This is a genomic window from Acetobacterium sp., assembly GCF_041752335.1.
Taxonomy (GTDB): Bacteria; Bacillota; Clostridia; order Eubacteriales; family Eubacteriaceae; genus Acetobacterium.
The window spans coordinates 37,212-55,801 of record NZ_JBGSHG010000126.1 but is presented as its reverse complement, the minus strand read 5'-3'; the positions used below and the strand labels follow the sequence as shown (position 1 = coordinate 55,801).

21 protein-coding genes are annotated in these 18,590 nt (G+C 44.2%); 4 read left to right on the top strand and 17 right to left on the bottom strand.

Going from position 1 to position 18,590, the window contains the following annotated elements; translation table 11 throughout:
• Positions 1-10: 10 nt before the first annotated feature.
• The 6 genes from ACEW8F_RS15560 to ACEW8F_RS15535 all read right to left on the bottom strand — a co-directional run bounded on the left by ACEW8F_RS15560 (position 11) and on the right by ACEW8F_RS15535 (position 4,605).
• Positions 11-589: an electron transport complex protein RnfA gene (locus tag ACEW8F_RS15560; RefSeq protein WP_373484381.1), complete on the bottom strand. Its 579-nt coding sequence runs from the start codon at positions 587-589 to the stop codon at positions 11-13.
• The gene (gene rsxE, locus ACEW8F_RS15555) at positions 589-1,212 is read right to left on the bottom strand and encodes an electron transport complex subunit RsxE (RefSeq protein ID WP_373484380.1); all 624 of its coding nucleotides are present in this window, start codon (positions 1,210-1,212) and stop codon (positions 589-591) included. The genes ACEW8F_RS15560 and rsxE overlap by 1 nt, the downstream gene beginning before the upstream one ends.
• 1 nt (position 1,213) lies before the next feature.
• Complete coding sequence (locus tag ACEW8F_RS15550; protein WP_373484379.1) at positions 1,214-1,780, bottom strand: FMN-binding protein; 567 nt, start codon at positions 1,778-1,780, stop codon at positions 1,214-1,216.
• Positions 1,777-2,775: an RnfABCDGE type electron transport complex subunit D gene (locus ACEW8F_RS15545; protein ID WP_373484378.1), complete on the bottom strand. Its 999-nt coding sequence runs from the start codon at positions 2,773-2,775 to the stop codon at positions 1,777-1,779. Before ACEW8F_RS15545 ends, ACEW8F_RS15550 begins: the two co-directional genes overlap by 4 nt.
• Before the next feature lie 5 nt (positions 2,776-2,780).
• The gene (gene rsxC / locus ACEW8F_RS15540) at positions 2,781-4,109 is read right to left on the bottom strand and encodes an electron transport complex subunit RsxC (RefSeq protein ID WP_373484377.1); all 1,329 of its coding nucleotides are present in this window, start codon (positions 4,107-4,109) and stop codon (positions 2,781-2,783) included.
• Positions 4,110-4,188: 79 nt separating this feature from the next.
• Positions 4,189-4,605, bottom strand: a complete 417-nt coding sequence (locus ACEW8F_RS15535; RefSeq protein WP_373484376.1) for a SoxR reducing system RseC family protein — start codon at positions 4,603-4,605, stop codon at positions 4,189-4,191.
• Between the two features lie 716 nt (positions 4,606-5,321).
• Here ACEW8F_RS15535 and ACEW8F_RS15530 point away from each other — a divergent pair.
• From ACEW8F_RS15530 to ACEW8F_RS15520, 3 genes are read left to right on the top strand one after another with little or no spacing between them, the layout of a single operon-like run.
• On the top strand, positions 5,322-5,993 hold the full coding sequence (locus ACEW8F_RS15530) for a cytochrome c biogenesis CcdA family protein (RefSeq protein ID WP_373484375.1): 672 nt from the start codon (positions 5,322-5,324) through the stop codon (positions 5,991-5,993).
• Positions 5,994-6,003: 10 nt separating this feature from the next.
• Positions 6,004-6,570, top strand: a complete 567-nt coding sequence (locus ACEW8F_RS15525) for a TlpA family protein disulfide reductase (protein WP_373484374.1) — start codon at positions 6,004-6,006, stop codon at positions 6,568-6,570.
• 9 nt (positions 6,571-6,579) lie between these two features.
• A complete protein-coding gene (locus tag ACEW8F_RS15520) occupies positions 6,580-6,744 on the top strand; it encodes a DUF6132 family protein (protein WP_373484373.1) in 165 nt (54 codons plus the stop codon).
• A 42-nt stretch (positions 6,745-6,786) separates the two neighbouring features.
• Here the strand turns inward: ACEW8F_RS15520 and eis are convergent, their stop codons facing one another.
• Positions 6,787-8,004, bottom strand: coding sequence for an enhanced intracellular survival protein Eis (eis, locus tag ACEW8F_RS15515; protein WP_373484372.1), 1,218 nt, complete (start codon positions 8,002-8,004; stop codon positions 6,787-6,789).
• 113 nt (positions 8,005-8,117) lie between these two features.
• Between eis and ACEW8F_RS15510 the strand changes: the two genes are divergently transcribed.
• Positions 8,118-8,792, top strand: a complete 675-nt coding sequence (locus ACEW8F_RS15510; protein WP_373484371.1) for a Crp/Fnr family transcriptional regulator — start codon at positions 8,118-8,120, stop codon at positions 8,790-8,792.
• 81 nt (positions 8,793-8,873) lie between these two features.
• On the opposite strand, the gene trxA is transcribed toward ACEW8F_RS15510, so the two are convergent.
• The 10 genes from trxA to ACEW8F_RS15460 form a co-directional block, all read right to left on the bottom strand.
• Positions 8,874-9,185, bottom strand: coding sequence for a thioredoxin (gene trxA, locus ACEW8F_RS15505; RefSeq protein ID WP_373484370.1), 312 nt, complete (start codon positions 9,183-9,185; stop codon positions 8,874-8,876).
• A gap of 224 nt (positions 9,186-9,409) precedes the next feature.
• On the bottom strand, positions 9,410-10,351 hold the full coding sequence (locus ACEW8F_RS15500; protein WP_373484369.1) for a nucleotidyl transferase AbiEii/AbiGii toxin family protein: 942 nt from the start codon (positions 10,349-10,351) through the stop codon (positions 9,410-9,412).
• Positions 10,344-11,111 carry a hypothetical protein gene (locus ACEW8F_RS15495; protein ID WP_373484368.1) on the bottom strand — a complete coding sequence of 256 codons (768 nt, stop codon included), beginning with the start codon at positions 11,109-11,111 and terminating at the stop codon, positions 10,344-10,346. The genes ACEW8F_RS15500 and ACEW8F_RS15495 overlap by 8 nt, the downstream gene beginning before the upstream one ends.
• A 435-nt stretch (positions 11,112-11,546) precedes the next feature.
• Entirely contained in the window at positions 11,547-11,966 is a 420-nt protein-coding gene (locus tag ACEW8F_RS15490; protein WP_373484367.1) for a YjdF family protein, read from the bottom strand.
• A 208-nt stretch (positions 11,967-12,174) separates the two neighbouring features.
• Positions 12,175-12,669 (bottom strand): flavin reductase family protein, encoded by a 495-nt coding sequence (locus tag ACEW8F_RS15485; RefSeq protein WP_373484366.1) that lies wholly within the window; start codon positions 12,667-12,669, stop codon positions 12,175-12,177.
• A gap of 19 nt (positions 12,670-12,688) precedes the next feature.
• On the bottom strand, positions 12,689-13,510 hold the full coding sequence (locus ACEW8F_RS15480; RefSeq protein WP_373484365.1) for an MBL fold metallo-hydrolase: 822 nt from the start codon (positions 13,508-13,510) through the stop codon (positions 12,689-12,691).
• 18 nt (positions 13,511-13,528) lie between these two features.
• On the bottom strand, positions 13,529-13,741 hold the full coding sequence (locus tag ACEW8F_RS15475; protein ID WP_373484364.1) for a DUF5320 domain-containing protein: 213 nt from the start codon (positions 13,739-13,741) through the stop codon (positions 13,529-13,531).
• Between the two features lie 173 nt (positions 13,742-13,914).
• Positions 13,915-14,781: a class I SAM-dependent methyltransferase gene (locus ACEW8F_RS15470; protein WP_373484363.1), complete on the bottom strand. Its 867-nt coding sequence runs from the start codon at positions 14,779-14,781 to the stop codon at positions 13,915-13,917.
• Positions 14,782-14,960: 179 nt separating this feature from the next.
• Positions 14,961-16,727: an ABC transporter ATP-binding protein gene (locus tag ACEW8F_RS15465; protein ID WP_373484362.1), complete on the bottom strand. Its 1,767-nt coding sequence runs from the start codon at positions 16,725-16,727 to the stop codon at positions 14,961-14,963.
• Between the two features lies 1 nt (position 16,728).
• A complete protein-coding gene (locus ACEW8F_RS15460; RefSeq protein ID WP_373484361.1) occupies positions 16,729-18,450 on the bottom strand; it encodes an ABC transporter ATP-binding protein in 1,722 nt (573 codons plus the stop codon).
• Positions 18,451-18,590 lie beyond the last annotated feature (140 nt).

Sequence of the window (18,590 nt, the reverse complement as noted above, 5' to 3'; positions counted from 1 at the left end):
TGTCACTCCTCTACAATGTTATCATGCCAGAAAAACCGGTGAACGCCAGAGCCAGCATCCCTGCTAAGATAAAGGCGATGCCCAGTCCTTCCAACGGTTTAGGGACATCGGCCAGTCGCAGTTTTTCTCTCAGGCTGGCCATTAAAACAATCGCTAAGGCAAAACCCAGCCCGGAGCCTACCGCATAAACCACACTTTTTAGGAAAGAAAAGCTGGATTCCGCATTTAACAGCGGCACTGCCAGAACAACACAGTTGGTGGCAATCAACAACAGATAAATTCCCCACATGTTATAAAGTGCCGGCGCCTGTTTTTTGATAATCATTTCCAGCAGCTGGACAAAACTGGCAATCAGCAAAACAAATACCGCCGTTGTCATAAAGGTCAGATTCAGGGGTACCAGCACAAAATTGTAAACCACCCAGGCCAGCATTGAACTCAGGGTCATTACCGAAGTGACCGCCATCCCCATGCCAATCGAGGCATTCAGGTTTTTTGACACCCCAAAGAAGATACACAAACCCAGGAATTTGGTTAAAACAAAATTATTAACAATCACCGCACTGATAAATAAAGTAAAATATTCCATTATGCATCACCTTTTTTAGCTGCTACTTTTTCCATAAATTCGGTCAGGATTTTAAAACCACCAACCAGATAGCCGATTAAAATAAAACCACCGGCTGGCAAGATCATAATTAACGCCGGATCATACCAATCACCAATCACCGGGATCCCAAAAATCAACCCGGCTCCCAGCAGTTCCCGAATACAGCCAATCAGCAGCAAGGCCAGAGTAAAGCCAGTCCCCATTCCCAGGCCATCGAAAAATGAAGGTATCACTGAGTTCTTAGATGCAAATACCTCAGCCCGGGCCAGAATGATGGCAAACACCACAATTAACGCCAGATAGATTCCCAGGGCTTTGTAAAGCTCCGGCGCAAATGCCTGAAGCAGCAGCTGAACCAAGGTTACGATGGTGGCAATGGAGGTAATATAAACCGGCACCCGTACCTTGGGGTTGACCAGTTTTCGGGTCAACGACACCACCACGTTATTGGCGGTAATAACAAACATCACCGAAAGCCCCATCGTCAATGCGGTCAGCGCCGAGGCAGTTACCGCCAGCGCCGGACACAGACTGAGTGCCAGCACAAAAATAGGGTTTTCCACAATCACACCTTTTTTAAAAATATCCCATAAATTTTTCATCTCAGTTCTGTGCCTCCAAATATTCCATGACCTCTGTCTCGGCTGCCTTCACTCCGGCTGTAACGGCTCTTGACGAAATCGTAGCCCCCGTGATGGCCTGGATATTCTCCTGATTGGTCGGATCCTTGGTCACAACCATGGCCGCCGCCGTTTTGCCACGGAATTGCTTTTTAAATTCATCTTTGGCCACGCTGTCGCCAAGTCCCGGGGTTTCGTTGGCCGACAAGATCTGATAGTCAATTTCCTTACCCTCCGGCGAAATCGCCACCAGCATTTTGATGGTGCCGCCATAGCCCTTGGTATCCTCGGGAATAACATAGGCAATCGCTGCACCGTTTTTATTGGCAATAAACCAGTCAGTTTTTCCTTCCACCGGGACAAATTTATCCGAATCGGCCACTAGCTCCTGCATCATTTCAGTTTTGGTATTTTCGGTATTTTGCCGGGTGATCGGGGCTGTGAAAAAATAGGTCACGGCAATGATCGCCCCTGAAATAAAACAGGCAATAGCCAGATTGATGGCAATCTGAAAAATGGAATAGTGTCTAGTTCCATGTTCTTCTGTCATTTTACTTCCCCCCTCAGGCCAAATCGGACTGGCTGAACAAATCGGTCAATCAGCGGTGTGATACTGTTCATCAGTAAAATCGAATAGCAAACCCCTTCCGGATAGCCGCCCTTTAAGCGAATCAGAACGGTGATGATTCCCGCACCCAGCGCAAAAATGACCTGACCTTTAATGGTAATCGGGATGGTGACCATATCGGTGGCCATAAAAAAGGCGCCGATGATCAATCCCCCGGCCATCATGTGAAAAAGCGGATCCCCGGTAAAGAGTCCGGCCGGGCCAAAGACCCAGGTCAAAATCCCCACCGTGCCAACCATTACCACTGGTACCTGCCAGTTAATGTATTTTTTATAGATTAAAAAACACCCGCCCAGCAGCAGCAATACCGTCGATGTTTCGCCGATGCTCCCGTTTCTGGTGCCCAGGAATAAGGCCTGATACATATCCGGGGCGGAACCAAAGGTCTCGATCAGCTTTTGATAGCCCTGCTGCTTTAAAATATTAAGGGGCGTCGCCGTTGACACCACATCCACCCCGGTGGTCATTTTACTCCACGTTGTCATCGCCACTGGCCAGGAAATCATTAATGCCGCCCGCCCGATATGGGCCGGATTAAAGATATTAAAGCCCAAGCCGCCCATGGCGTGTTTGGCGATGACAATAGCAATAAATGAACCCACAGCCGGCATATAATAAGGAATCGTCGGTGGCAGACACATGGCCAGCAGCAATCCGGTTAAACAAGCACTTCCGTCACCAATGGTGATGGTTTTTTTTCTGATTTTCTGAGTCAGGTATTCAAATAGAACCGCCGAACCCATCCCAATTAAAATCACAATCAGAACCCGGTAGCCAAAATTAAAGGCACCAAATAGGGCGGCCGGCGTCAGGGCGATCATCACCGTCCACATTATTTTCGAAATGGATTCGTTATCACGAATATGGGGTGACATCGATACATTAAATATTTTGTCATTCGTTGTTGTATCAACCATGATGCTTAACCTCGATTCTCTTTCAATTTTGCAGCCGCATTCTGGGCTTTGCTAAATTTAACATATTGGACAATATTGCGTTTAGCCGGACAGGCAAAAACACAGCTGCCACATTCAGCGCAGTCAAAAAGCCCATAATCTTCCCGGGCCTCTTCATAAAGCCCCCGCTCACTTAAAATGCTGAGCATACTGGGATTTAAACCCATCGGACAGGCATTTACACAGCGGCCGCAGCGAATGCATGATGCCTCTTTGCCCGTATTGGCTTCCCCTTTGGCAATCGCCAGAATGCCGGACACGCCCTTAATAATGGGAATATCAATACTCGGTTCGGCCATCCCCATCATCGGACCACCCATGATTATTTTTTCCGGACGGGTTGAAAATCCGTCACAGAACTCAATGGCCTCGCGAAAAGGTGTGCCGATTCGTACCCTGATATTTTTCGGCGATTTGATACTGCCGCCGCTGACCGTCGTTACCCTCTCGATCAGCGGAATTCCCTGGGTTACGGCATCACAGATGGCCGCCACGGTACCGACATTCTGAACCACCACGCCCACATCCATGGGCAGTCCGCCGGAAGGAATAATTCTTCCTGAAACGGCATTAATCAGCATTTTTTCAGCCCCCTGGGGATATTTTGTAGGCAATTCGACGACTTCCACCGGCAAACCGGCAAAAGCGGCAGTCATCTTTCCAATCGAATCTTTTTTATTATCCTCAATTCCTATCAGACACTTTTCTACACCCAAAACTTTCATGGCTATTCTTACCCCGGTAACAATCCGGGAACCTTCTTCTAGCATCATCCGATGATCGGCGGTTAAATAGGGTTCACATTCGGCGGCATTCATAACTAAGAGATCGACATGCTTGTCCTTTTGTACGGTTGATTTAACATGGGTTGGAAACGTGGCTCCCCCCATCCCGACGATCCCGGCATCACTGATTATTTTCAGTAATTGAGCAGAATCCAGTTCTTCCCAATTACGCGTCAGCGGGAGCCCTTCCAGCCATTCATCTTTGCCATCACTGCTAATGACAACCGCCTCACATTTACCAAAGATGGGATGGGGATGACTACCCACATCGATAACCTGTCCGGATATGGAAGCATGGACATTGCTGGAGACAAAGCCATCCGCTTCGCCAATCACCTGACCTTTTTTGACCAGATCTCCCTTTTTCACGATCGGTATACTGGCTGCACCAATATGCTGTCTCATGGGAATCACCGCAACCTCCGGCAACGGGGCCGTTTCGATCGGTTTTCCCGAAGTATAGGATTTGCTGTCTTTGGGATGAACCCCGCCGCGGAATGATTTAATCATTTGTATACCTCTTTTTTCCTTTGTTAATTTACTTGATCTATTTCAATTAAGCTATTTTGATTTATTTGGCCCAGCTCGACTAATTCAGGATTTTTGTGATCACCGGTAGCAGCTGATCATTTTTCTTCACCGCCCGATCGTAGTGTTTCATATAGACCACTGCGATGGCAAAGAACAATATTCCACCGCCAATTTGACAGGCCAAGACATTTTGTCCCAACTTATTAGCAAGGATTCCGCCGCTGATGGCTCCCACCATAAGCGCCAGCAGCGGTAGGATGTAAACCACAAAAGCTGCCATCAGCATGTTCGCTTCCTGTATTTCAAAAGCCACCCGTTGGCCAACTTTGGCGCCAATGGGGTTTTGAACATCTACAACCATGGCGTTATCGCCTGGACAGACCCCGCAGTTTTCGCAATCGCCATGACGGCTGGCCTTAACTTTTCCCTTTTTTTCGCTGGTTTGGATGACAATTCCGGTCTCTTCTCTGCGCATTTCGTTTCTCTCCAACATTCTACTCGATTTATTATGTATCCCCGCCAGTTCATTGTATTTATTTCTTTTAAATGGCAATTTATTTAAATATCATATTCTTGTTCCGGTTAATATATCTGCCTTTTTTGTCAACTTTCTTCTTATTAAATAAGACGTTCTTATTTTGCATTTTTCGGGGCCTCAAATCGAACTTAATTATACATTTAAAAAATTGAATTACAAGAGGAAATATGGAATTTATCCGAGGTTGTCTTCCACCACTTATCACCGGTATTCCAGAGTAATAATTCGCCATTTCTTCGCACTTTACGAAAATATATTAAAACGTTTACTTAATGCTAGAAATCGAACCCATTTTTTTCATGTTAATTTTTTTGGCTTTTTTCTGAGATAGTATAATAATTAACAATTAACAATCTCAGTCGCGTCTTAAAACTGAATCTTAACGAATTTTTACCCGCAAAGTTTCACCAGGTTAATTAAAGAAAAAATGTCCCCGTTTTTTTTCAAAATTTCCGATGCAACTCCATTATCTATTTACAAAATCAATGTTCTGAATAAATAATTCGCCCTTTTTAATCTAAACTTTCTTTTATTCTTAAGATTCAATTGTCATAATATATATTATGTGATTTGATCACAGATTAAAAAAGAAGCTTTTGATACAATAAAAAAACTTTAACTGATTAATTCGTTAATTTTATAAAGGAGGCCATATGGATTATCTGATCGCATTTCTGGAAGGGATTATCACCTTTATATCCCCTTGTCTCTTGCCGATGCTGCCAATTTACATCTCCTATTTTGCCGGTCAAACCCATCAGGATAATAAGTATGCTGCCATCATTAATGCTTTAGGCTTTGTTCTCGGTTTTACGGTGGTTTTCGTTTTGCTGGGCGCTTTTGCCGGAAAAATCGGCAGTGTTTTGATTGAGTATAGCTCCATTGTCAATGTGGTCGGCGGCATCATTATCATCATTTTTGGCTTAAATTTTATGGATGTGCTGAACATCCCGTTTCTGAATACCAACCGCCAGATGAACCTGGATCATTCCCGGACCGGTTTCTTTGCCGCGATGCTTTTTGGGATCGTCTTTTCCATCGGCTGGACCCCCTGTGTGGGCGCCTTTCTGGGCTCAGCGCTGATGATGGCCGCCTCCAGCGGTGATACATTAAAGGGCATTCTGATGCTCTTATCATTTTCCCTCGGCCTCGGTATTCCTTTTGTGGTCTCGGCCATTTTGATTGATCGGATGAAATCCACCTTTGATTTTATTAAACGGCATTATCAGATCATCAATCGGATTTCCGGCGGACTGCTGGTTGTCATCGGCCTGCTGATGGCTACCGGGCTACTGGGATATTTTCTGTCACTTTTAACTTTTTAAGGAGCATGTTATGACGAAACAAACTAAAACAATTATCGGCATCAGTATTTTTGCCGCCTTTCTGGCCCTGGCTTATTGGGGATATTCGGCTTTGTCCCAAACCTATACTCCTCAAAATCCGTCATCAAACAGTAACGACACAACTCAGACCGATGCGCTCCAGACAGCCCCGGATTTCACGGTCTTCGATCAGGATGGGAATCCGGTAAAACTGTCTGATTTTGCCGGAAAACCGGTGGTTCTCAACTTCTGGGCCTCCTGGTGCCCGCCCTGCAAAAGCGAAATGCCCCATTTCAATACCGTCTATCAAAATCAAAAAGATGAAGTGGTCTTTCTGATGGTCAATCAGACTGACGGGCAGCGGGAAACAAAGGCAAAGGGACTTCAATACGTCACCGATCAGGGCTTTGCCTTCCCCGTTTATTTTGATACCGAACTGGAGGCCAGCATTACCTATGGCATCTCTTCCCTTCCCACCACCCTGTTTATTAACCCCGACGGTAAAATTGTCAACGGCTATCGTGGTGCCATTGATGAAGCCACCCTGCTTGCCGGCATTGATTCAATAAAAAATTAGGAGCCAACTATGTATCTTAAACTAATTATCGGAACCCTTGTGGGTGGCGCTTTGGGCCTCCTCTATTACAAACTGGTGGGCTGCCCCAACGGCAGCTGCCCGATTACCGCTAAACCCCATCGAACTGCCATTTACGGAGCCATTCTCGGTTTTATGATCAGTTCTTCATTTTAAACCAAAAGAAAAAACGATTGATTATCAACCGTTTTTTTTTATTTAAATATAATCCGAGAAGTAAATCTTCTCATTGGCGATGATACTCTCCAGAAGGGCAACCGTTTTTTTGCTGGCCTCCAGCCGTTCAATCTGCTGGAGATAGGTGGGCCGCTTATAGCCCAGCAGCATGCAGGTCAAAATGCCAATTTCCAGTTTGACCCTGTTTTCCGAGGGTTCATCAACTAAAACCGGGGGCTCACCGGGCCTGAACTTGACGGTGAAGCTGCGATTATTCCACTCCAGCACGGTGTCGATAATGTCAAAGGTCACCGATTCATTAATTTCGGTGTTGGAAAAGTGATATTGCTTGAAAAATCCTTCAAAATCCACAATTCGGGCCATAATATAGGGACGGATGGTTTCTTTCATATCACTGTCACCGAATAAAAACGATACCGTATGGTTATTATAATTATTGCCGACTACCTCATTGATCATCGATTCATGGGCAGCAATATAGCCCCAGAGCCCTTTTCTGGCTTCCTGGTTGAGATACACCATCTCTTTGACATGAAATACATCGTTTTCGATCAGATAAACCAGATAGCCCCGCGGCCGGTCATCTACCCCATAATAAACAGCCACCGTCACATCTTCCACATCCCAGCGCCAGTATTCCTCCCAGACCAGTTCATTGCGTACCAGACAACCATGGGTTTGTCTGGCAAAGGCCTCGTGAAGGGCGATGAGATCGGGACTGTTTTCCTTGACCCGTTTCACCCGTCCCGGCACATCAATATCCCGGGGCAGCTGATTATCCCGGATATGAAAGGTCATCTTATCCGAAACCACCTCCCAGCCCTTATGACGATAGAGCGGGTGTGAATAGGGGAATAAAAAGGAAATGCACTGATTACGTCCGTACATCGTTTCCAGGCTTTTTTTCATCAACCCGGACATCAGGCCCAGCCCCATGTATTCGGGATAGGTGGCCACCCCGGTAATATACCCCATCTCATAAATACTGCCGCTGATATTGACTTGCAGCGGATAAACGGCGATCTGTGCCGCCAATCGATCGTCCTCAAACCAGCCGATAACCTCCGCTTTTTCGAGAATCGGAAACTTCGACCGCTTGATTTCATCATGTTTCCAACCCACTTTTAACAGCTGTTCATCCGTCACCTGAAAGGCATACCTGAGAATGTCATTAAACTGCGTTAAATCTTTGGCTTCCAACCGCCTTAGTTCCAGATCTTTTCTTATCTCTTTATTCATAGAACTCTCCTTGTTTTTTACCTATCTGTATCATTTTATACCCCAATGATTAAAGTAAAATCAATCTCCATTTATGGTATACTAAAAAATAACCGATTAAGCGAGGTATTAATATGCTAAACGAACACGAGATTCAATTTATCCAATCAATCCTGACCTTTTGGGATCATTTAAATCCGCGTCAACAGTCGATGCTCTTAGAAAATGCCAATCCGGTGAAATACCACCGTGGGGAAAACATCCATCGGGGCGATAATGACTGTGTGGGGGTACTCTTGATAAAAAGCGGTGAATTGCGCACCTATATTTTGTCGGAAGATGGAAGGGATATTACCCTTTACCGCCTGGGCCCTGAAGATATCTGTATCTTATCCGCTTCCTGTATTTTACAAAACATTACCTTTGATGTCCATATTGACGCTGAAAAAGACTGCGAGATCGTTCTGATCAATTCTTCAATCTTTCAACAGATCGCCAGCGAAAATGTTTATGCTGAAAATTTTTCATATAAGGCTGCCATTGATCGGTTTTCTGACGTCATGTGGGCGATGCAACAGATTCTCTTTATGAGTTTTGATAAACGCCTGACCGTCTTCCTGCTGGATGAGGTTGCCCGCACCGGTTCCAATACCATTGTGATGACCCACGAGCAAATTGCCAAATATATCGGTTCGGCCCGGGAAGTGGTCTCCCGGATGCTGAAATATTTTGAAAACGAAGGTTACGTCAACCTGTCCCGGGGAAAAATTGAAGTGATTGATAAGGTTCAATTGAAGGAAATTATTTAGACGAATCAACTGTGTAACATCAAATCTCATCCAAAAAATTTAAAAGAGCAACAGCTTATACTATTGCTCTTTTTTTATTAGTTATTCAGCTAACATCTCTAAAATATCTGCCTTTGATTTTGCTCCCACGGCTTTTTTTACCACCACTCCGCCCTTGATAACGGCTAGGGTTGGGATGCTCATGACTTTAAATTCTGCGGCCAGTTGCTGTTGTTCGTCGACGTTAATTTTGCCAACCTTGATGGTGAAAACCTCATCGGCGATTTCGTCAATGATCGGTGAAACCATTTTACAAGGGCCACACCAGGATGCCCAAAAATCCAATAATACCGGTTTATCTGAATTGATTACTTCCTGTTGAAAATTATCTTTGGTGATTGTTACTGCGCTCATATCTTTAATCTCCTTAATCGTTATTGTGTTATACCTTTATTATAGCCATTTCTGCTTTTCAAACCGTAACCTGGTCACAAAATTGCCGATTTTATTAAATTTTTAATGCCCCCGATATTTCTTCTTTTTCTGTGGACAGCAACCCGTTTAACATACTTTTCAATAATTTTATAAATTAGTTTCAGGGAAACCTCTTGAAAACGAAGCCAACTAAAACATATTGCCTATCTAGTTTTCCAAATAGCCATTGGGTGGTTTTTGACCCGCCCTAGAATCTTCTCATCTTCAAAGAGTAGCTCTGGCATATATTCCCCACTTTCAAATCTATCTAGAAATTCCTTCTCTTCCTTTGTCAGGATCATCAAATCAGAAATATACGCTTTAACAATTTTCTTAGCTGTCTCCAAGTCAAAATCATCTTTGGTTTTAATAACTGGTAAGAGATCTGTTTTGATTTTTCTTTTTGTAATCGAATCAATCCCTTTCGTATCAAAGATCTTGTTAATTTCCTTTGCTGATATGGCTGCATAAAAGATAATGCATTTTTTCAGTATCTCTTTTTCCGAATGATCAAAAATACTATGACGAATCATATTTTTTATATCATATAAATCCCTGGCTGCTGCTCTATTCAGTAGTGCATTAAACTTGCTTCCATAAATCTCAAGTGGTGCCAACGTTCTCACTTTATACGCGCCGGAAAAATGTTCTGTAATGATTGATCTTTCTTCTACTTCAAGTATATGGGCACGTAATGAATAATTGATTTCAATTTTAATGTTATCTCTATTCCCGCTGGCTCCCATGTAGTCATAGACCCAAGAATCTAGGCTATGCGGATTCTTCGTCTTGGGATTCATTGCATAGCCCTGGGACAACATGTAGCGATCAATTGTACGATTAATAATTTCCCGTCTTTCAAGCATTTCTTCCCTGCTGTTCGTGATCAAATAATCCATGTCAATATCTACAGAAAGTCGCGGCAAGTTAAAAATCGTAAGGTTAATTGCCGTCCCACCTTTCAAAGCAAGACTATCTTTAAGAACTGGGTTTTTATTCAAATACTCCAAAATATCCGCAAGCCTTGTTACCTTTTCTAAGGTATCTCTTACAAATCCCAGTTCTTCAGCTTTCTTCCCTAAATATATGATGTCGTAATTAGGCAAGTATTTCATCTCCCTCATCGCTTATTTCAAATAACCCTTCCGGTACCATCAGTTCCCACTCACTGTTGTAAGAACTTTCCGACTTAGCTTCAAGTATCAGGTACCTTCTGCTTTTTCCGATTTTATCTTTACAATACTCGATAAATTCCTTTGAAAGCTGCATCTCATCCCGATAATGTTCGAGGAGATAACCTACCCGTTGATAAAGACCCTGTGTATCGTAGATATCAAGGTAACGTTTCAACTTCGTTTCATCTAAATAATAGATTCCTTCAAGGCAATTAAAAATTTCCTCAAAGCCACCTATCTTGTTGTAGTCACGAATACTGTCGATGACGGTTCTTTCTAAGTCGGTGATTCTAACACCGATAGTGTTCTTAGCTGCTACTACACCTTCTTTTGTTCGTGAAGCAACATATTTGTATGTCATCCGATCATATTGAAAGTGATTAAACTTCTTTTCTGAAGAAACATAAACTTCATAAAATACCTGATTTGCCAGCCCATAATATTCAAAAGCACTATGATGTGAGATATAAGCCGTATCAGTTATCGCGCAAGCGATTTGGTAACGCGTTGCTACCAGTTGATCTGTTGTTGGATTGACCACAGAATAGATATTTTTCCGTATCTTTTTGACCAGACCCTTTTTCATAAAACGTTCAATTTGCGAATAGGCCGTCTTCTCATTACCGACAAGTCTCTTTACATCAACGATTGTAAACACCGGATACTTCGCCAATTCAGTAAACACACCCACAGATCTCACCTCTTTTTACTTTCGGCAGGATTGTCTTTATAATTAAAGAATATCACTCCATTTTTAAAATTATTATTCACTTAATCCGCATTAAAAAAACAAACCTCATTTTTTAATTTTATCACGTTATCCTTTGAAAATAAAGAAAATTGTTCTATTAATAAAACTCATCGCGTGAAATAAGGGTATCACTTCCATCCTATATTTATCAGTTAGCGTCAGGGAGTCTTTTTGAAGTGATTAAAAAGGTTCAATTAAAGAATCATGTTTAGGCTGAGTAAACGACTTACCCGCAAAACCACACAAAAAAATCAAAGAGCAGCCGACTTCACTGCTACTCTTTTCTCTGCTACTCAATTTTTCGAACATTCAACCACTGAATCTAAGTCATCAGCCTTTGATTTAACCTCACTACTTTTTTAAACACTACGCATCTTAATGCCCGCGATGTTTCTGCTTTTTCTTTTCCTGCCGTAGTTCAAATTGCTGCTGTTTTTCTGCTTCCGTTTTCTCCCGGTTAAACGCTTTCCGGGTTATCTTTTTGTTTTCCTGTTCTTCCTTTAAGGCCTGTTGAGCCTTGGTGCCAATGCTTTTCGCGGCCACCTGTCGATGGATATCCCGTTGCATCCGCTTGGGGTTAATCCGCTTTTCCGGCGCTTTTTCATCCGTAATCGGCTGGCTGAATTGGAGTCGGTTATAATTTTTAAGCAGAAAATCGTAGATTTCCCCATCCTTGGGTTCCGAGCCGAAGGTTACCTTGGCCACTTTCAGCATGTTGCCATCCAAGCTTTCAAAGACGCCAACCCAAAAGGGGTCGTCAAAAAAAACCGTTAATTTAACTGTTACTTTGTCCATATTCAATTCCTCCTAGAAATAGTGACAAAGAACGGACAACCTTAGGAGGCAGGTTACTGACAGGATGATCCTGCGTCTGGACTACCAACCAGAACTGTGTTTTTATCTTATGGTGTTATTATAACACGATGGCCCCATTCATCAAGTATTTTAACTTGATGAATGGGGCCCATCACAAAATTCTATACTTGCATCTGCACTGATCGGTTTATAAAAACTTTATTTGTGAAAAATCAATGCAGCCGTCATCGCTGACCATTTTTGAATCGGCGTGGACATATTCAATTTTTCCGACAAACATTTCATGAGAACCGGTGACGATAGAATCCACAATGGTGCATTCAATATTAACCGGGCAATCGGAAAGAATCGGGGCATTGACGAATTTAGCTTCTTCCAGATTAACCTTCATCACGGCCAGCTTATCCTCGTCCCGTTTACTGTGGCTGCCCAGATATTTAAAGGTTTCTTCATAGGCTTGATCCACCAGATTCACCACAAAACAGCCGGATTCTTTAATCAGATGATAGGAATACCGGGAGGGAACAATCCCTACCATGACCATTGGTGGATCATAACTGCAATTTCCGCAGTAGCCCACCGCCAGGGCATTGTTTTCGCCATTTAATCCCCGACAGGATACCAGCACCTTAGCGACTGGATTCAAACACGACTTCATATTTCCTCTTACTTTGTACATCATTTTCTCCTTTTTTTTATTTTTAAATATTAACCTGACTGCCGGTGGCCAGGTAGTTAACCTGATCTCCCAGCATGGTTTTGAGCATTTGATAAGGCTCATCGCCGGTACAATGACCGGTATAATAGATGGCCGCAGTCTTTTTGAGTTCGTTGCCAATTTCTTCGATCAATGCTGTTGCTTCCGGTTTTTTTCGGGAGCGGTTGTAAAGATGAAACCCGCCAATGACAACGGTGGGCAGCAGATCATAATTTAACGCCATATGATCGAGAATATTGACAATCCCCCGATGGGCACAGCCCGCCACCAGCACCAGCTGGTTTTTTTCGCGGATGATCAGGTTCTGTTCATGACAAAAATCATCGACCATCCGCTGCCCATCTTTTTCCATCAGCAGGTCAGCGTTGGCCGTGGAGCGACAGCGTTCTCCCTGAACATTTGCAAAGATACATAATTCATCATCAATCACAAAATCATCCTCCAAAAAGACAAAACGCGGGTTGGCATACAATTCCTGATCCAAACCAATATAAGCCTCACCATTGGCGCGTTTAGAAAAATGATTTTCAAAGGCTTTACCATTGATATAAATCACAGCCTGGTCATTGATCTCCAGAAATTTTTTTAACCCGCCACCATGATCATAATGACCGTGACTGATGACCAGGGCATCCACCTGGGAAAGATCAACCCCCAGTTTATTGGCATTTTCGGCAAATAAACTGCTGGCGCCCACATCAAACAGCAATTTATGGGTTTCTGTTTCAATGTATAAACTCAATCCATGTTCATTTTTAAATGCTTCTGAAATCGATTTGTTTTCAACCAATGTTATAATTTTCATGTTACCACTCCAAACCTTTTATTGATTTGTTTCCGTTGCTTCGACACGATCTGAGGCTGTCACCGCTTCATCCGTTTGACTCGTCGCTATTTTCTTTACCGTTTTTTTATTGCTTCTTCCACAGCCACAACCTTTTCCGAATCCATAAGCATTTATTCCTGAGCAACGTCCCAATCCTTTTCCGCTACCAGAACCCCGTCCATGGGGGCCGGTTCGATCTCTTCCTGGCATTTTGGCACCTCCTTGCATTAATGACATATGTTATTTATACTATAATTATAAGATATATCAAACATCTGTCAATCATTATTTTGAATCCCTTTAAGCTAATGAACCGCGCAACCAAAAAGACACCGAATTGAAAATAAACATTTCCGCTTCGGTGTCCGCTGGTCGATCAAACGTTATAGCTTGACTAGAATTTTTCCCCGCCGTGATACGGCATTTGTTGTGAAAACCCCTGCTTCAGCCCGTTCACTGACAAAGGCGACTACCTTTTCTTGTAATCCGGTGGTATCCTTCCCGTGGAAATTCAAGCGGGAGATCAGCTCTTCCACGGCATCCTCGATCGATGACTCTTCCGGATGCACATCCTGCTGCACTTCAAAAGCAAGACTATACTCCTGGGCATAAAGCCAGTTAAGATTATAGATAATATCGCTGCGCCAGATGGGCATTTCCTCGTCATAAAGTTCATTCCAGAGTTCATTGAAGGCATCGCTGTCCCGTCTTCCGGCCCAGCCACTGAAATAAACATACTTTTTAGCACAGGACATCGCTTTCTTAAACAGCTCGGCATTATGAACCCCGGGACACATGGAAATGAAGACCAGATCAAAGGCACCCTGCCAGCCCATCTGCTCCACGTCCACCGCTTCCCAGGGCATTTGAACAACTTCCAGACCGCTAATCGCTTCCGTTTCAATGCGTTCTCGTATCGTCGACGACATCCCCAGGGTTGGTTCCAGGGCGGTTACCTGTGCTTTTTTTTCGGCGAAGGCAAAAGAAAAAGCACCAGGCCCGGCACCAATGTCGAGAATGGTCATCCCTTCCAGGGACAGCCCCTGATTTTCAAACCATTTAATCACATCACCGGTTCTTTTTTTCCCCCGCTCACCTTTAACGTTGGTTTTAAACTTTTCCGCCCGTTTTTCCCACAGCTCAACACTATGGGCTGGTCCTTCACTGCCGGGGTTTTTGCCGTAAAGCATGGCCTTGTCCCAAACCGTTTCCCAATACGATGCTTCTCTTAATTTTAATATTTCTTCCATTTTTTATACCTTTCTAAGCTATTCAATATTTTATTCACTGCACATTCGCAATTATTTACTGTTAAACCAGGTCACTCAATGATTCTTTTAGCAATTGTTTGGTATATTTTTCCCATAAAAGTTAGCATCAGCTACGGTATCATTAACCAAGAATGGCCCTCCGCTCACTGTCAAGCACCTTATTCAAACTGAGCCTGATACATCTGCCAATAACTGCCGCCCTTCTCCATCAGTTCCTGATGGGTTCCTTGTTCTACCACATTTCCCTGCTCCACCACTAGAATCAGATCAGCATTCTGGATCGTTGATAGCCGATGAGCGATGACAAAACAGGTTTTATCTTTCATCAGCTGGCGCATGGCCGCCTGGATCTTTTTCTCGGTGCGGGTATCGACGTTGGAGGTGGCCTCATCGAGGATCAACATTTTGGCATCTAACAGCATTGCCCGGGCGATCGTTAAGAGCTGCTTCTGCCCCTTGGAAATATTCGTGTCCTCGCCTTTTAAGACAGTTTCATAGCCATGAGGAAGATGCTCAATAAATGAATGAATTCGCGCTGCTTTAGCTGCCTGCACCACCTCTTCCCTGGTAACATTTTCTCTGCCGTAGGTCAGGTTCTCATAAACACTGCCATGAAAAATCCAGGTATCCTGAAGCACCATGGCGAATGATTTTCTCAAGCTGTCCCGGGTCAGCTCCTGGACCTCATTGCCATCCACATAGATATTCCCGGCGTCGGTATCATAAAAGCGCATCAGCAGATTGATGATGGTGGTTTTTCCGGCACCAGTCGGGCCGACGATGGCAATCAGCTTACCCGCCTCAGCCTTTAGACTTAAGTTTTTGATTATCACCTGATTGGCATCATAGCTAAAGCGAACGTTTTTAAGAACGATATCGCCATTTACATTGGTCAGCTCCGTCATTTTTTTTGTATCCTTGGCCTCAGACAATTCATTTAGTAGGGCGAATACCCGCTCAGCGGCTGCCAGCGACGATTGCAGATCGTTCATGATATTGGCCATTTCATTAATCGGCCCGGAAAACTTGCGGGAGTACAGCACAAAGGACGAAATCTGCCCAATCGACATCGCTCCGGCCAGATATAATAGCGCCCCAAAGACACTGATGCAGGCCAAAGACAGGTTATTAATAAAATTAATGGTGGGAAAAATCATACTGCCATAGTATTCGGCATTATAATAGGCCTCCACGGCTTCTTTATTCCTAACATTGAATTTCTCAATCGTATGCTCTTCCTGGTCATAGATTTTTAAGGTCTTTTGGCCCGACACCATTTCTTCCACAAAACCATTGAGCTCTCCTAATTTTTGGGATCGCCGACTAAAAAGAGGGCGGGTCTTTTTAACCAGATAGCGTGACATAAAGATCGACGCCGGTACCGTAAAAGCAAAAATAATCACCAGTTTGGGCGAGATCGCCAACATCATAAAAAACGATCCCAGGACGGTGATGACCGCTGAAGCTACCTGAATCAGGTCACTGGAAATCGAACTGTTGACGGTATCAATGTCATAGGTAATCCGGCTGATGACATCGCCGGTCTGGTGTACATCAAAATAACCGACGGGCAAATCCAGCAGCTTATTGAAGACATCCTTGCGCATCGCATAGGTAACTTGACGGCTGACCCGGATCATCAGTACTTCCAGGATATAGGTCAGTCCGGCTGAGCCGATATAAAAGACCACCATCCAGAAGGCATAATAAAACACCTGACTGAAATTGACCTTGCCGATTCCCAATTCGATGGCATCAATGGCGTAGCCGGAAAGCAATGGCCCCACCAGCGCCAGCAGGTTGCTCCCGATGGTTAAGGCAATGGCGGCAAACAACCGCCACTTGTAACGCATCAGGTAGCCACCCAACTGGATCAGGGTACCTTTGCGGTTTTGCGGTTTCTCAAATTTTTGTGATCGTCTCATCTCAGGATACCCCCATCTGGGAATAGCTGATTTCCCGATAAACGTCACAGCTCCTGATCAGCTGCTGATGCTTGCCCAGGCCGATGACCGCACCATTTTCAAGCACCAGAATGACATCGGCATGGCGGATTGAACTGACCCGCTGAGCCACGATAATAATGGTGGTGTCGTCAAATTTTTCTTTGATGGCCTTGCGGAAGGCGGCATCGGTTTGATAATCCAGGGCGCTGGATGAATCATCTAACACCAGTATTTCCGGCCGGGAAGCCAGCGCCCGGGCAATCAGGATCCGCTGTTTTTGACCACCGCTGAGGTTGGCCCCTTTGATGGTCAGCTGTTCTTCGGATTTAGCGGATTTTTCATCCACAAATTCTGTGGCCCCGGCACCGTCAATGGCCGCGGTAATGGCCTCTTTAGACAAATTTCTGCCCAGATCGATGTTTTCCTCAATGGTGGCTTCAAAAATCATATCATTCTGAAAGACCACCCCGAACTTCTTATGCAATTCCCGGGGATCCATCGACCGGACATCATGGCCATCAATGGTGATGCTCCCCTCGTCGACATCATAAAGCCGCATCAGCAAGTTTAGCAGGGTCGTTTTCCCGGCGCCGGTTTCACCGATGATTCCCAAAGTTTCCCCTTTTGCCAGTGCTAAAGAAATATTGGTCAGATTGGGTTCTTCTTTATTATACGAAAAGGTGACATTCTGAAATTCTACAAAGGCGCCCTTTTTAGCAGCTTCAGTTAGTTCGTCCACTTCCAGAACTGCCAATGCATCGACACTTTCGAGTGCCTGGACGATCCGATCGGCCGAAGCCGTCGCCTTTGGCCACATCTCAAACATTCTGGAAATGGCTAAAACGGCATGCAGAATAATGGTGAAATACGTCATAAAGGCGAGGATGATTCCCACTTCTGAGGTACCGTTATTGACACCATAGGCGCCAACCACCACTACCCCGACCAAACCCAGATTCAGACAGATATTCATGGCCGGCGAAATCACCGCCACCGTCATCCGGGCTTTTTTCTCGCGGTTTACGACATCGGTATTAATCACCTCAAACCGTTTTTTCTCATAGTCTGTTTTAGATAGGGACTTAATGACCCGGATCCCGTTGATATCCTCTCTGACGAGCCGGACGAAACTGTCAAAAGTCTGTTGCAGACCGGCAAAAAGCGGCATGCTTTTTCTCGAAACCAGGGTAATCAGCACCACCATAATGGGCATAATCCCAATCAGTACCATTGCCAGCACCGGGTCGAGGGTCATCGTAATAATGATTCCGCCAACCAGCATAATCGGCGCCCGCACCCCCAGCCTTTGGATCCGGATGATCATCTGATGAATGATGTAGGTATCGGATGTTAACCTGGAAATTACTGACGGTTTGGTCAGGGTATCCATCTGGTGATTGGAAAAATACATCACCCTGGCAAAAAGATCATGGCGGATCACCTCGGTGGCATCACTGGCCACCCTGGCTGCCATCCGATTGGCAATAATGTTAAAGACCATCCCGATGATGGCACAGACCACCATCACACCGCCCCAATAAAAAATTGGCAGCCGTTCATTTAACGGGATCACCTGATCAATAATCGTGGCCAGTATTGAGGGAATAATCAAATCCATGATCGAACCGGTAAATTTAAAGAAAACCCCAAAAGCCATCCGGCCGTAAAAAGGCTTTAAATACAGAGTGATGATTTTTTTCACAAGTTTTCCCTTTCTTCGTTTTACAATTGATTCTTAAATTTATTCACACTGCTATCATTTTAACCGTTTTATTATTTTTTTTCACTAATATTTTTTTGAATTAAATTTTTATTGGCGACAGAAACAATTCAAACCACAAA